12 protein-coding genes and 3 tRNA genes are annotated in these 13,644 nt (G+C 69.7%); 6 read left to right on the forward strand and 9 right to left on the reverse strand.

Features of this window, described 5'->3' with window-relative positions:
• The first annotated feature begins 96 nt into the window (after positions 1–96).
• Both ACFQ0P_RS07070 and ACFQ0P_RS07075 read left to right on the forward strand, forming a co-directional pair.
• Positions 97–1,401 (forward strand): hypothetical protein, encoded by a 1,305-nt coding sequence (locus ACFQ0P_RS07070; RefSeq protein WP_204977855.1) that lies wholly within the window; start codon positions 97–99, stop codon positions 1,399–1,401.
• 109 nt (positions 1,402–1,510) lie between these two features.
• The gene (locus ACFQ0P_RS07075; RefSeq protein WP_204977856.1) at positions 1,511–3,247 is read left to right on the forward strand and encodes a polysaccharide biosynthesis tyrosine autokinase; all 1,737 of its coding nucleotides are present in this window, start codon (positions 1,511–1,513) and stop codon (positions 3,245–3,247) included.
• Here ACFQ0P_RS07075 and ACFQ0P_RS07080 read toward each other — a convergent pair.
• Positions 3,238–4,383, reverse strand: a complete 1,146-nt coding sequence (locus ACFQ0P_RS07080; RefSeq protein ID WP_204977857.1) for a glycosyltransferase — start codon at positions 4,381–4,383, stop codon at positions 3,238–3,240. The two genes, ACFQ0P_RS07075 and ACFQ0P_RS07080, sit on opposite strands and share 10 nt — an antisense overlap.
• 77 nt (positions 4,384–4,460) lie before the next feature.
• Between ACFQ0P_RS07080 and ACFQ0P_RS07085 the strand changes: the two genes are divergently transcribed.
• On the forward strand, positions 4,461–5,105 hold the full coding sequence (locus ACFQ0P_RS07085) for an arsenate reductase/protein-tyrosine-phosphatase family protein (RefSeq protein WP_204977858.1): 645 nt from the start codon (positions 4,461–4,463) through the stop codon (positions 5,103–5,105).
• Positions 5,106–5,134: 29 nt separating this feature from the next.
• Here ACFQ0P_RS07085 and ACFQ0P_RS07090 read toward each other — a convergent pair whose 3' ends face one another.
• Genes ACFQ0P_RS07090 through ACFQ0P_RS07100 form a run of 3 tightly spaced genes read right to left on the reverse strand, consistent with a single transcriptional unit; the run spans position 5,135 to position 8,971 of the window.
• Positions 5,135–6,145 carry a DUF6492 family protein gene (locus ACFQ0P_RS07090; protein ID WP_204977859.1) on the reverse strand — a complete coding sequence of 337 codons (1,011 nt, stop codon included), beginning with the start codon at positions 6,143–6,145 and terminating at the stop codon, positions 5,135–5,137.
• A 60-nt stretch (positions 6,146–6,205) separates the two neighbouring features.
• A complete protein-coding gene (locus tag ACFQ0P_RS07095; RefSeq protein WP_204977860.1) occupies positions 6,206–7,408 on the reverse strand; it encodes a glycosyltransferase in 1,203 nt (400 codons plus the stop codon).
• Between the two features lie 3 nt (positions 7,409–7,411).
• Complete coding sequence (locus ACFQ0P_RS07100) at positions 7,412–8,971, reverse strand: sugar transferase (protein WP_378771755.1); 1,560 nt, start codon at positions 8,969–8,971, stop codon at positions 7,412–7,414.
• A 289-nt stretch (positions 8,972–9,260) separates the two neighbouring features.
• Between ACFQ0P_RS07100 and ACFQ0P_RS07105 the strand changes: the two genes are divergently transcribed.
• Together ACFQ0P_RS07105 and ACFQ0P_RS07110 are read left to right on the forward strand one after the other, a co-directional pair.
• The gene (locus ACFQ0P_RS07105) at positions 9,261–9,617 is read left to right on the forward strand and encodes a hypothetical protein (protein WP_204977861.1); all 357 of its coding nucleotides are present in this window, start codon (positions 9,261–9,263) and stop codon (positions 9,615–9,617) included.
• A gap of 33 nt (positions 9,618–9,650) precedes the next feature.
• Positions 9,651–10,157: a glycine cleavage system protein R gene (locus tag ACFQ0P_RS07110; protein ID WP_204977863.1), complete on the forward strand. Its 507-nt coding sequence runs from the start codon at positions 9,651–9,653 to the stop codon at positions 10,155–10,157.
• Between the two features lie 390 nt (positions 10,158–10,547).
• Here ACFQ0P_RS07110 and ACFQ0P_RS07115 read toward each other — a convergent pair whose 3' ends face one another.
• The 4 genes from ACFQ0P_RS07115 to ACFQ0P_RS07130 all read right to left on the reverse strand — a co-directional run bounded on the left by ACFQ0P_RS07115 (position 10,548) and on the right by ACFQ0P_RS07130 (position 11,325).
• Positions 10,548–10,883 (reverse strand): hypothetical protein, encoded by a 336-nt coding sequence (locus ACFQ0P_RS07115; RefSeq protein WP_204977865.1) that lies wholly within the window; start codon positions 10,881–10,883, stop codon positions 10,548–10,550.
• Positions 10,884–11,006: 123 nt separating this feature from the next.
• Positions 11,007–11,079: transfer RNA gene (locus tag ACFQ0P_RS07120), tRNA-Phe, on the reverse strand.
• Positions 11,080–11,151: 72 nt separating this feature from the next.
• Positions 11,152–11,225, reverse strand: a tRNA-Asp gene (locus ACFQ0P_RS07125).
• A 27-nt stretch (positions 11,226–11,252) separates the two neighbouring features.
• Positions 11,253–11,325, reverse strand: a tRNA-Glu gene (locus tag ACFQ0P_RS07130).
• Between the two features lie 222 nt (positions 11,326–11,547).
• Here ACFQ0P_RS07130 and ACFQ0P_RS07135 point away from each other — a divergent pair.
• Positions 11,548–12,909, forward strand: a complete 1,362-nt coding sequence (locus tag ACFQ0P_RS07135; RefSeq protein ID WP_204977867.1) for a peptidoglycan DD-metalloendopeptidase family protein — start codon at positions 11,548–11,550, stop codon at positions 12,907–12,909.
• A 66-nt stretch (positions 12,910–12,975) separates the two neighbouring features.
• Here the strand turns inward: ACFQ0P_RS07135 and ACFQ0P_RS07140 are convergent, their stop codons facing one another.
• Complete coding sequence (locus tag ACFQ0P_RS07140) at positions 12,976–13,509, reverse strand: inorganic diphosphatase (RefSeq protein ID WP_204977869.1); 534 nt, start codon at positions 13,507–13,509, stop codon at positions 12,976–12,978.
• Between the last annotated feature and the right edge of the window lie 135 nt (positions 13,510–13,644).

The following is a 13,644-nucleotide window of genomic DNA, read 5'->3' on the forward strand; positions in this document are numbered from 1 at the left end:
AACCATGCCCCGCAACATCCTATGGGGCCGTGCCCCGGTCTCTCGAACCGGCCCTGGCGCACGTAGAATCGGGCAACGGACTGCAGGGGGCCCGGCGTGGGATCGAATCCGGTACAGCTCGTCGCGCTCGGGGCTGCGGCGATGATCGCCGTGCTCGGACTCGTGCTGCTGATCCGGCGGCATCCGAGGTGGGGGATCGCGCTGTGGACGGTCGCCCTGTTCTTCACCCCCGTCTGGCTCGGAGCGGGCGCGATGGGCGTCTTCGTCAGCGCGCTGACCGCCATGACGGTGATCGCGATCATCTCGGGGATCAGCCCCAACCTGCGGTGGTCGAACGTGGACACCCTCGTGCTGATCCTGTTCCTGGTGATCCTCCTCGCCTTCGCGATCGGCGGCTCGATCACGGGGCACGTCCAGGACGCGGTCGTGATGTGGTTCCTCCCTTATGTCTGGGGCCGGATGGTCCTCGCCCGGGTCGACGAGGGCTGGGTGGCCGCGTGCCTCGCCACGGCGGCCGTCGCGGCGGCCGTGCTCGGCATCGTGGAGTTCGTGACGAGCGAGAACTTCTTCCTCCGCATCCCCGGCGCATCGTCGTCCATCTGGGGCGTGCTCCAGGTGCGCGGAGGATTCCTGCGCGTCGAGGGGGCCTTCGGCCATTCGATCGCTCTCGGCGGGGTTCTGGCGATGTCCGCCGCCTTCGTCCTCGTCGTGCGGTGGCGCCCGTGGGTGCGAGCGGTCGCCCTGGTGGTGGTCGGAGCGGCGACCGTGCTGACGTTCAGCCGCCTCGGGATCATCGGATTCGCGCTCACGCTCGTCCTGGGCGTGGTGTTCCTCGGCGTCTACGTCGGCCGCGGTCTGCGGATCACGGTTCTGGGCTTCCTCGTGGCCGGCGCGATCGCCGTCACACCGGTCATCCTCGATGTCTTCGGCGACGCGGGATCGGAGGCCGAGGGAAGCGCCAACTACCGCCTGGACCTGCTCGGACTCACGAACTCGATGGTGGTGCTCGGAATCTCCCCCGACCGGGAGGTGCTGCCCACGGGGGAGGACTACTGGGCGGGATTCCGCTCCATCGACAGCGCCCTCATCCTGATCGGCCTGCGATTCGGGATGCTGCCCCTCGCGGTGGTCCTCGTGCTGCTCGCCGTGCTCATCGGCAGCGTCGTCATCGGCCGCGCCACGCCGGCCAGCGTCGCGCTCGCCGCGCAGATCCCCGCGTTCGCCACGGTCGCCCTGATCACGCAGTACGCAGCGTTCGTGTGGTTCGCCGCGGGCCTCGCGGTGAGCGCCTACGCGCTGCGGTACGGCCGCGACGCCGCCGACCTGGCCGCCGCAGCCGCTCTCACGGAGACGCCGCCGCGGGTGGGCGAGCGCCGGCTGTCCACGGGGGCGGGCCGATGAGAGTGGGAATCGCGGGCGGGGTCGGTAACCTGTACGTCAGGGGGGTCGCGGGGCATCGTCCCCCCATCGGTTCGCGTTCTCGGGAGACGCGCGACACGAACGGGAGCGAGTGGCCGATATCAGAACTCAGGTGACGCCGGGGCGGATCCTCGGGGTGCTTCTTCGCGCGTGGTGGGTGCTGCTGCTCGCGGGTCTCCTCGGTGGCGCGATCGCTTTCGGTTATTCGAGCACGCTCGCGCCCATCTACCAGTCGACCGCGTCGACCTACTTCTCGATGCGCTCCGCCAGCAGCGGGTCCGACATCAACCAGGGGTCGGCCTATACGCAGAGCCAGATGCTCTCGTTCGCGCAGCTCGCGATGTCCTCCGTCGTGCTGGACGCCGTGCGTGACGATCTGGACGCCGACCTCACCAACTCGCAGATCCGCAACATGACGACGGTGACGATCCCGCAGAACACCGTCATCCTCGACGTCACAGCCGGCTCCACCGATGCCGAGTTCGCCGCGGAGCTGGCCAACAGCATCGCCGAGAACCTCGCCCTCGTCGTCGACGACATCTCCCCCAAGGACGACTCCGGTGTGGCGACCGTCGTGGCGCGCGTGATCGAGCCCGCCACGCCTGCGGCGTTCCAGTCCTCGCCGAACAAGCAGCGCGACGCGGTCCTGGGTGCCTTCGCGGGCGTCCTCCTGGCGGCTCTGGCAATCATCGTCTGGACGCTCCTCGACACGCGCGTACGGTCGGAGGAGGCGCTGCGGCGCATCACCGACCTCCCCGTGCTGGGCGCGATTCCGCGGCGCAAGGATGCGCAGCGCAAGGCCATCGTCGTCGCCGAGCCGAACGGAACCAGCGCCGAGGCCTACCGCCGGGTGCGGTCGAGCCTCCGCTTCGCCGCGGTCGAGCACGACATCTCTGCGATCGCCGTGACGTCCTCGATCCCCGGGGAGGGCAAGACGTCGACCGCGGTCAACCTCGCGCTCACGTATGCCGAGGCGGGCATGCGCGTCCTCCTCGTCGATGCCGACCTGCGGCGCCCGATGGTGGCCGAGACGCTGGGCCTCGAGAACTCCGTCGGACTGACGACGATGCTCGTCGGCGCGGTCGTGTTCGAAGATGCCGCACTCCAGTGGGGCGAGACGTCGCTCTGGGTGCTCCCGGCGGGCGAGGTGCCGCCGAATCCCGCCGAACTGCTGGCGTCCGCCCGCATGACCGAGCTGCTGCGCGAACTCCACCACGACTTCGACATGATGGTGGTCGACACCGCGCCCTTGCTGAGCGTGTCGGATGCCACGATCATCGCTCAGAGCGTCGACACGACCATCGTCGTGGCCGATGTGAGCAAGGTCCACCTGGCCCAGCTCGCACGATCGCTCGAGGCGCTCGACCGCGCGCGCGCCCAGGTCGCCGGAGTGGTCTTCAGCAGGGTCAAGCGTCAGCGCGGAGACGACTACAACTACTACTACTACGGACCCTCTGGTGGTCGGCGCCAGCGGGCGGCCGAGTCGCAGAGCCGCCGAGCGCGGCGGGGGAGCAGAAGGTCGACATCCGCACCGACTGACGTCGCCCCGCTCGCGCCCGCCGAGTCGACCGCGGAGGCGGGCGTCGACGAGATCACGGAGTCGGCGATCGTCGAGGCTCCGGATGCCGCTGCGGTGGATGTCGCCGACGATTCGGCGGACGCCTCAGGGCTGATGGACGTATCGGCCGACGCGGCCGCCCCGGACGGGCTCGAGGAGACGGGCGCCCCGGCCGACGAGATCGAACTCGCGGATGCGGACGACGATGACGAGCCCGAGGTCGAGGCCTCGCCGGAACGCGCGGAGGAGAGCCGTCCGGTTCAGCGCTGATCGTCGGCGCTCGCGACGATCTCCGCCACGGTGGCCTGGTAGCGTGCGGGCGAGTGCCGATCGGCCGCGGCGCGGCGCGAAGACTCCACCCGCTCCCGCACATCGGGCCATCGCTCCGCGATCGCGACGAGGGCATCCGCGATCGCGGGAGCTGAGTCGGGCGCGATGCGCCACGCCGTGTCGACGCCGGCCGTCGCCTCGCGCAGACCCGACGTGTCGCTCGCGATGACCGGTCGCGCTGCCAGGATGCCCTCGACGGCGGTGTTCCCGAAGGGCTCGTCCAGTCGCGAGGGTACGACGAGGACGTCGGCTCGCTCGAGGAAACCCCAGATGTCCGTCTGGAACCCGTGGAGGGTGACCCGATCGCCGAGTCCGGCGTCGGCGATGGCGGTGCGCAGCGCCTCCTCGTACGGCTCGTAGCCCTCGAAAGTCGACCCGACGATGTCGAGGGTCGTCGGGATTCCCCGCGCGTCGAGCAGACGGACGGCTTCGACGACGAGGTCGGCACCCTTGCGCGGCGACAGCCGTCCGACGAACAGCACTCGGAGTCCGTCGGAGACGTCCTCGCGCGGCTCCGCGGCTTCGGACGGACCGGGGACCGCGTTGAGGACGACCTCCGAGCGCAAGGCCAGTCGCGGATAGGTCGATGTCATCACGGTCGAGCTGAACGAGCTGTTGACGATGATGCGTTTCGCCGCGAGCGCCGGCGCGTAGAGCACGGACTTCGTGAGTCGCCCCGCGGAGGCCTCGCCCTCATGGACGTGCAACACGACCGGTGCGCGGCGCACCCTGCCGAGCAGTGGCCACAGGGGGAGCGTGATCGTGCTGACGTAGAGGACGTCGGGCCGCGTGGCGCGAAGGATCGACCGGGCGGACCGCGCGCCGTTCCATCCCGTCCGCAGGAGCTCTCCCCAGCCGGAGGGACGCATCAGGCGCTTGCGCAGCACGAAGGCGGGGGCGACGATCACTTCCGCACCGTTCGCACGAAGCGCCGCGGCGAGGGGACCCTCCTCGGGAAGCGTCACGATGACGCGCGCGCCGGATCTGACGAGGCCGATGACGCTGTCCAAGAGGACACGGTCCGAGCCGTAGAGTTCGGATCCCGGATGGGCGACGAGCACGGTGGACGACCTCATCGATTCAGTCTGGCAGAGCGCGAGGGGGGACGCCGACCAGCCGGTACGGTGGGCGTCAGGGCCTATGAAGGAGGAGTATGTCCCATCGGGTGCTTTTCGTCTGCGCGGCCAACGTGTGCCGGTCTCCGTTCATGGCCACCGTTCTCGACGATGAGACGTCCCGAGGCTCCGACGGCGCGCGGTGGGAGATCCGCAGTCGCGGCATCTCCGTCGTCCGGTCCCACCCGATGTGTCGCGTCGCGATGTCTCTGGTGGATCCGGGATCGCCGGCCGCCGCATCCGCGGCCGGACATCAGTCGACCCAGATCGCCCACGCGGACCTCGAAGATCACGACCTCATCATCACGGCCTCCCGCGAGGAGCGCGCCCGGCTCGCACGAATGCGGCCGAGCACGCGGCAGCGCACATTCACCCTGAAGGAGGCCGTCGCTCTCGGGCGGGTGGTGCCGGAGCAGGGCGAGCTCCGGCGTTCCGCCGGGGAGGCGGATTCCGCACCCTCGCTGGCGGGGTACGCGGATCTCCTCGATCAGCGCCGCGGGCGAGTCGTTCTGCCGCAGCAGACCGGTCTTCGGCTCCCGTGGTCCTCGCCCAACGACCCTCGGGACGTCCCCGACGTGCACCACGACTCTGCCCGCCGGCATACGCGGGTGCTCAAGGAGTCGCGGGATCTCGTCCGCGAGCTCTACGGGCAGATGAGCCGCCATCTCTCCGCGGGGGCGTGACGCTCCTCGCCCGGCCCGTGCCCGCGCCGTCAGGCGCGTCGGGAGGGCACGCGTGCGGCCACGCGGGCGCGCAGGATCTCAGAACCGTACTGCCAGCGGAAAGCGCGCCTGAGCGCGCTGAACTCTGCCGGCCCTGACACGATCCCCCGCTCGGTGAGAAAATCCGCCAGCGGGGCGGCGGTGTCCGCGTCGAGGCGGTTGAGCGCCCGCCGGTGCACACCGAATGCGGGGGCATCCCGTTCCTTCGCCTCGGCGATCGCCCGCTCGACGCCTGCGCGGTTGGCTCCGCCGCCCCAGATCGTGGGCGACTGGATGGCGTCGTCGACGTAGGTGCCGTCGAAGTCGCCGTCGCGGCGCAGCAGCCAGCCCGAGTAGAGGGGGAACTCGGTGAGGTCGGCCGCCACGAACTCCTCCGTGAACGGACGCCCTGACGAGGCCTCCACGTCGGCGATGAGTGCGGCCACGACGTCCGTGTGCATGACGAAGGGTGTGGATGTCGGGGGGAAGCGGTCCGCGGTGGTCGGGTCGAGTCCGAGGTACTCGAGGACCTTCTGCACGCGGGGGAGCAGCGGATGATCGCGGTAGCTCTGGAATCCGGTGCGCGCGCGGCCGTCCGCCGCCAGGAAGTCGTCGACGGCGACCGGCCGGATCAGGTGGTTCTTGGCATCGAGGAGAACGTAGGTCGGGGTTGTCACGAGGCGGTGGACGGCGAGCTTCATGACCTGCTGACTCATCCAGCCCGAAGACGCGACGTCCGCACCCAAGGCGGAGCGCGGCACGATCCGGACGCGGTCGGCCAGAGGACCGTAGGCCGCGAGGAGGCGCTTGCGGGTGCGACGCGACATCGCCGGTGCGCCGTTGTCGACGACGATGATGGATGCCACGTCCTCCCCGCGCGCGTAGAGCGCCATTGATCTCGCCTGGAGCAGCTGAAGGGTGTCCTCGGCGCGGTAAGTGATCGTGGCGAACGTGAGCGGTCGCGGACTGCGGTCGGTCTGCATGACGCGTGGCACTCCCTCTCCGGCGGAGCTGCCCCGCACGTGTCCGAGCCTAGAGGTCGCGGACGGCGCGCACCGCGTCGGCGCCGCGGCGTTCGGCGGTCAGGTCGTCGACACCATGGGGCGCGACGTGCCGAAGTCCCACTCCTGGGCACGGCGAGTGGCACGCCGAGCGGTGGCGTGCACCGACTCCCCCCGCGCGAGGCGCTGTGCGAGCTCTTCGTAAGCGATCGCGACGTCATCCCACCGGAAGCTCGACCGGGCTCGCTCGCGGCCACGGGCTCCGAGTCGCTCGACGGCCGCGGCATCCGTCTCGACCGCGGAGAAGTGCATCGCGACGTCTCGCTCGTCTTCGAAGAACCACGCCTCCTCGGCGAGCACTTCGCGGTTGAACGGCACGTCGTAGGCGATGACGGCGGTGCCGGCGCCCATCGCGCGCAGCAGCGACGGATTCGTGCCCCCGACCGAATGGCCGTGAGCGTACGTCATGGCGTGGAAGTACAGCGCGTCGAGAAGATTCTGGTCGTACACGCCCCCGAGGAACCGGATGCGCGGGTCGTCGCCGGCGGCGTCGCGGATCGACTCCGTGTAGGCCGCGCTGTAGGGCGCGGTGCCCACCACCACGAGCGGGTGCCGGGCGTCGCTGCGGCGATAGCCCTCGACGATCTCGAGCACGTGGTTCTCGGGCTCGAAGCGCGCGACCACCAGGTGGTAGGCGCCCGGCTCGAGTCCGAGTCCGCGGATGCCGTCCGCCGGAGCAGAGTCGAGAATCGGCGCGCCGTACCGGATGAGCTCGGTCGGGACGTCGAACTGATCGGTGTAGTAGTCCGAGATGCCCGGCGCGTCCGCGATGAGCGCGTCGGCTGTGCGGACTCCGAACTGCTCGGCCCAGCGGTAGTAGGCCTTGCCGCGCGGGCCCCACTTCGAGCGCCGCCACTCGAGTCCGTCCATGTGGAGCGCCGTCGGGATCCCCCGCGCGCGCAGGAGCGGGAGGAACGGCGCATTCGCGGCGTTGAACACGAAGGCCGCGTCCGGACGCCGGTGGACCATCGCGTGCAGAGTCGAGAACCCGGTGTGGCTGAGGGTCTCGAGCTGCTTCTGCGGCAGGGCGGGCAGATGCACGACCCGCATGCCGAGATACTCGGGCTCGCGGGACTCCGACCCGCGCGTGTAGACCGTCACGGTGTGGCCGCGCTCGACCAGTCGTCGTCCGACCTCTTCGACGGCGGTCTCGAAACCCCCGTACGCGGCGGGAACCCCCCGCGTGCCGATCATGGCGATGGTGAGCGAATCGTCCAGCGCCATCGGTCAGTACGCTCCCTTCGGCTGGACCATGACCTGCCCGGTCCGCCACATGATCATGAGGTCGTTCATCACCGACCAGTTCTCGACGTACCGGAGGTCGAGCCGCACGCTCTCGTCCCACGACAGGTCGCTGCGCCCGCTGACCTGCCACAGGCCGGTGATGCCCGGCTTGATGTAGAGGCGGCGGAAGACGGTCCCATCGTACGCCCGCACCTCGCGCGGCAGCGGCGGCCGCGGGCCGACGATGCTCATGTCGCCGACGAGCACGTTCCAGAACTGCGGCACCTCGTCGAGCGACAGCTTGCGCAGGATGCGACCGACGCGGGTGACCCGGGGGTCGTCCTTCATCTTGAACAGCGGGCCCGCGCCCTCGTTCGCCTCGAGCAGTTCGGCGAGCCGCTGTTCGGCGTCGGTGCGCATGGACCGGAACTTCAGGATGCGGAACTCCTTGCCGTCGCGTCCGACCCGTGCCTGCGAGAAGAAGACCGGCCCGCCGTCCTCGAGCTTGATGGCGATGGCGATGACGATCGCGAAGGGGGCGAAGAGGAGCAGCGCGGCGGCGGAGGCCACGACATCCATCGAGCGTTTGAGCGCAAGCCGGCCGCCCTCGAAGCGCGGGATCTTCACGTGGATCAGGGGGAGCCCGTCGACGGGCCGCAGCGAGATGCGCGGGCCTGCGACATCCGCCAGCCGGCTCGAGAGGATGAGCTCGGCGGCCGTGCCCTCGATCTGCCAGCTGAGCCGCTTGATGAAGTCCGGATCGGTGTCGGGCCGGCTCGCGATGATGATCGAGTCGGCACCGAGGTCGCTCGCCGTGCGGGCGACCTGGTCGATGCTCCCCACCGCGTCGTACGACAGGCCGCCCACCGAGATCGCCTTCTCGTCGGAGTCGGCGATCGTCGTCCCGACGACGAGGTAGCCGAGCTGGCCGTCTCGCTGCAGAGTGCGGATCACGTACTCGACGTCGTCACGACTGCCCACCACCAACGTGCGGGAGACATAGTGCCCGAAGCGGCGCTGGCGATGGAGCCACCGGCGCCAGGACCAGCGCCCGATCAGCAGTGCGAGGAGCCCGATCGGCGCGGCGATGATGAGCTGCGAGCGGATGCCCTGCCACTGGAAGACCACGAAGGCGATCGCGAGCATGCCGAAGGTCAGGCCGGACGCGTGCGCCACGCGCTTGTACTCGGTCGCACCGGACCCGGTGATCGCGCGGTCGCGCGTGTGGAACGCCGCGAGCACGAGCAGCCAGAACACCGCGGTGACCGCAGGGATCCGCGCGACGATCCACGGATCGTTCCTCAGCAGCTCCGGCGCGACGAGCGAGAGTTGAAGGACAGGCGTGAGCGCCGTCGCCAGCACCACGATCGCGGCGTCGGTGACGCGGAGGCGCCGCACGTAGCGGCGCTCCCACAGCAGTCGTCGCTCGAGCGTCGGCGTGGCGCGCGGCGAGACGCGCGCAGCCGTGTAGCCCCGATCGAGCGAAGACGGCGCGATGGCGCTCAGCCCAGGTACCGGAAGCGCCCGCAATGCCGTCGGCAGAGCGCTTTCGACGGCGCTCACGGCCTGTCCTCATCCTGCAAATGCGCGAAGTCGCGCAACCATCGAATCATCGATGCATCCCCAGATTTGTCCCCAGAAGTCCGTAGGCCCCCCTACGAACACGCTCTCTGAGTTCAGCGACTGCGCTGGTGATACATCAACGCTTCATCCGGCCCCAAGTCGGACGTCGCGCAACCGTGAACGGTCAGTGAACGCGAGTTGATTCTAGCCAGACTTCTTGGTTCGCCGATAGAGGCGACGACGAGATGTGGAGAATCCTGAGGTGGCGGCCGCTGCTAGCCTCGCGTGCATGCTTCCCGCCGACTGGATCGAACACCGCCGCACGGACGGCGAAGTGCTCGGATGGATGCTCGCCGACGGCGAGGGATTCCGCGTGTACGACCTGCTCGGGCGCGAGCGGACCGCCGAACCGGTCGAATGGCTCGTGGCGGAGGAGATGCTCGACGCGCTCGGCATCGGGTACCTCGCGGAGAAGTGGATGCTGCGCCTCGATGGCGGCGTCGAGCGTCCGGTGCGGATCGCCGAGGCCAGCCCGCGCGGCATCACTGTCGTGGGCGACGAGTACGGCGCCGCCTCCGCGGTCGGAGCGGTCCTCGAGCGCTTCCGGCTCCCGTTCCCCGCACCGGCGGAGCTGCAACAGGCCTGACCCCGCGGCGCCCCGGTGGGTACGCTGTGGCGCATGACTACTCTCGTGCTCACCGTCGTCGGCGGCGACCGCGCCGGGATCGTGGCCTCGGTCGCGGATGTCGTGGCGGCGCACGGCGGCAACTGGGAGAACAGCCAGCTCGCGGAGCTCGCGGGTGCCTTCGCGGGCATCGTCGAGGTCTCGGTGCCCGCCGAGCGGGCCGAGGCGCTCCGGACCGCCCTCGCGGACCTCGACGGCCTGCACACGGTCGCGATGCCCGCGGGATCGGATGCCGCATCCCCCTCTCACCGCCAGCTCGTGCTGCGCGTTCTGGGCAACGACCACCCGGGCATCGTCCGCGAGCTGTCGTCCGCGCTGAGCGCGCACGGCGTCAGCATCGACCGCATGACGACTCAGACGCGCGATGCGGCGATGGCGGGAGGCCGCCTGTTCGAGGCGACCGTGGTCGCGTCCGCGCCCGGAGACGTCGATGTGGCCGCCGTGGCCGACGAGATCGAGCGGCTCGCGGCCGAGATCCAGGTCGACGTCACGGTCGACTGATCCGCGCGGAACGTCCGGGTCGTCAACGATGTCGACCCTCTCGAGAGCCGGTGAATCCGTGCTCTCGAGAGGGCCGTCCGCATCCCCATGCGGAAAGATCCCGCAGCCCCAGACTGCGTTCCCCCTATCGATGCGAATCTCGGGCCGGCTCCCCAGAAGCCTTATCCCCAGACTGCCCGGGATTCGCAACAAGGACAATGTACCTTGTCCCCCATATGGGGGACAGTCCAAATCCAAAGAACTTCAGCAATTCTTGAGGTTCGGCGTCCGTCGACTCGTTTTGGCCGACGCCGCAGTGCTCCAGAACCTCGCCACGTCGTTGCGATCACGCCTGCTCCACATCATGTCACGAGACCGGTCCGCGGGGCGCCGTGCGACCACGGGACCCCGTCACCCGGCCCCGTCGCGACGCCGCTGGAGGGGGAAGAGCGTCTCATCCGGGTCGAGCTCGACGACGGGGGCGATGTAGGTCTGGCGGCGCACGGGCCTCGGCTGCGTGGGGGCGGTGGCGCCGATGTCGATCTCGCTCGCGGGGCGCTCGACAGTCGTCGCCCGTGCCGGGCGGTAGGTGCGGGCGCGTCGCTTCTGAGCGACGATCTGCGTGTCGAGCACGAGCTGGTCCTCGAGCTGGCAGCGCTCGCACTCGTCGTTCGAGACGGTGCGCCCTTCCGCCGTCGACCACCCGCAGGTGTGCGGGGGAGGCGGCGGTGCCTGTCGACGCAGCATGCTTCGAGGCTACCTCCCGTGTCGCGGCGGGGCGGGGAGTGAGGCCGTACGCCGGAAAGACGAAACCCCCGCGATGTAGAAGCTACGCGAGGGTTCCTGGGACGAGTGTAACGCTCGCCCTTGTGGCTCCGACCGGCATCGATCCGGTGACCTTTCGATTTTCAGTCGAACGCTCTACCAACTGAGCTACAGAGCCGCACGGCGGTTCCTCGAAAGGCCTGCCGCGTCCTAGACGAAAGGCCCTTCGAAAAGGGCCCGTCGCTCGGAGCGACCCTGACGGGACTTGAACCCGCGACCTCCGCCGTGACAGGGCGGCACGCTAACCAACTGCGCTACAGGGCCATGCTTGTGAAGTTGTGTGATTCGGAGTGACCCCAACGGGATTCGAACCCGTGCTACCGCCGTGAAAGGGCGGCGTCCTAGGCCGCTAAACGATGGGGCCGGGTGAACCCGGGGGCTCACGCTTACCGAGGGTCAAGCATACGCAATGGATGTCGAATGTGCCAATCGAGGGCGTGGCGTCCTTGTGCCCGCGACCCCCGCGGATGAGACTGGCTGAAGATCCGCTCGAGTGAAGCGGTGAGAAGCGTGCGTGCTCAACGGTTGCGTATGTGACTGATGTTGCTAATGTGAAACGCGTTGCCATTTGCGAGGGGAGGATCCGGTGCACACCGAAGACACCTCCGACGAGTGCGGATGCGCTCCCTCGCCCCGCGAGCAGAAGCTCCTGTGGCCCGCGCTGAGCCGTCGCGGCGCCCTCGGTCTCGGCGCCCTCGGGCTCGCCACGCTCGGAGCGCTGGGCGGCCCGCTCATCGCCCCGGCCTTCGCCGTGGACTACCCGAGCTGGGACGATGTCGTCCGGGCGAAGTCCAACGAAGCCGCGAAACAGGCGCAGGTCGCGAAGATCAAGGGCCTCATCACGTCGCTCGCCGACGACGTCGCCGCCAAGCAGGCGGCCGCCGAGCAGGCCGCCACCGAGTTCTACGTGGCGCAGGAAGAGTTCTTCGATGCCGCTTACCGGGCGGAACAGCTGCAGCAGCAGGCCGATGAGCAGGCGCAGACGGCCGTGGATGCCGCCAACAAGGCCGGTCGCGTCGCCGCTCAGCTCTATCGCAACGGCGGGGACGACACCTCGCTCCAACTCCTCTTCGCCGGTTCGGCCGCCGGCGCGGATGACCTCCTCGCGCGCCTCGGCACCATGGACAAGCTCGTGGAGCGGAACCAGGCGGTCTACGCCGAAGCGGTGACCGCCCGGGACGCGGCCCAGAGCCTCAGCGACCAGGCCGTCGTGCAGCGCACGGAACGCGACCGCCTGCAGCAGGTCGCGCAGGAGAAGATGGTCGCGTCGCAGGCGGCCGCCGAAGCCGCCCAGGCCGCGCTCGAGACCCAGCAGAGCAAGCAGGTCGAGCTCGAAGCCCAGCTCGAAGCCCTCTCCGACACCACCAAGCGCACGGTCGCGCAGTACCAGGCCGGCGTCCGTGCCCGCGAAGAGGCCGCCCGCAAGGCGCGGGAAGAGGCGGCACGGCGCGCGCGCGAAGAAGCAGAGCGGCTCGCCCGAGAGGCTGCGGCCGGTGGCGGCGGCGGCGGAGGTGGCGGCGGCGGCGGTTCCGGCTGGGTGCGACCGAACTCGGGCTGGCACACGTCCGGCTACGGCCCGCGCAGCGTCATCTGCGGCAACGGCCAGTGCACGTCGGGGTTCCACCGCGGTGTCGACTTGGCCGCGGGTTGCGGTGCGGGCATCTATGCCGCGGCATCCGGCACCGTTCTCTACGCAGGCTGGAACGCCGGTGGCTACGGCAACTACATCCGGCTCGAGCACGGCGGCGGCGTGGGCAGCGGCTATGCGCACATCCGCCCCGGTGGGATCTTCGTCAGCCCGGGGCAGTGGGTCAACGCCGGTCAGCTCATCGCCAGCGAGGGCAACACGGGTGCCTCGGCCGGCTGCCACCTGCACTTCGAGGTCTACATCAACGGCGTTCCCACCAACCCCGTGCCCTTCATGGCGGCCCGGGGCGTCTCGGTCTGATCCCACGACCCGAAGACGACGAAAGAGCGGATGCCGCGGCATCCGCTCTCGTCGTCGAAGGCGATGTCAGAGGGTGCTGGGCGCGACGCCCTCACCCTGCGTGCGGGTCTCGCCCTCGTGCTCGGTGAAGCGCGTGAACGCCTCGCCCACGAGGCGTTCGGCCTCGGCGGCGCTCGCCCAGTCGTCGACCTTGACCCACTTGCCCGGCTCGAGGTCCTTGTAGTGCTCGAAGAAGTGCTCGATCTCCTTGCGGGTGTACTCCGGGATATCGGCGACATCCTGCACGTGCGCCCAGCGCGGGTCCTTGGCCAGCACGGCCACGACCTTGTCGTCGCCGCCGGCCTCGTCGCTCATCTTGAGAACGCCGACGGGGCGCACCGACGCGAGGACGCCGGGGGCGAGGTCGAAGTCGAGCAGCACGAGGACGTCGAGCGGGTCGCCGTCCTCGCCGAGGGTGTTCTCGAAGAAGCCGTAGTTGGTCGGGTAGCCGAACGCGGTGTAGAGGATGCGATCGAGGAACACCCGGCCGGTGCCGTGGTCGACCTCGTACTTGACGCGGCTGCCCCGCGGAATCTCGATGACGGCGTCGTACGCGCCCATGCTGGTGCTCCTTCTCAAGCCGGTGGATGCCGCGGACCAGCCTAGTTCCGCGGCGCCGGGCGCACGAACCCCACGTCGCGTGTGCACGACGACGGCAGTTCGGACCGGTCTCCGCCGGATCCGACCCGCAGGGGC

This window comes from Microbacterium insulae (assembly GCF_042677065.1).
GTDB lineage: Bacteria > Actinomycetota > Actinomycetes > Actinomycetales > Microbacteriaceae > Microbacterium > Microbacterium insulae.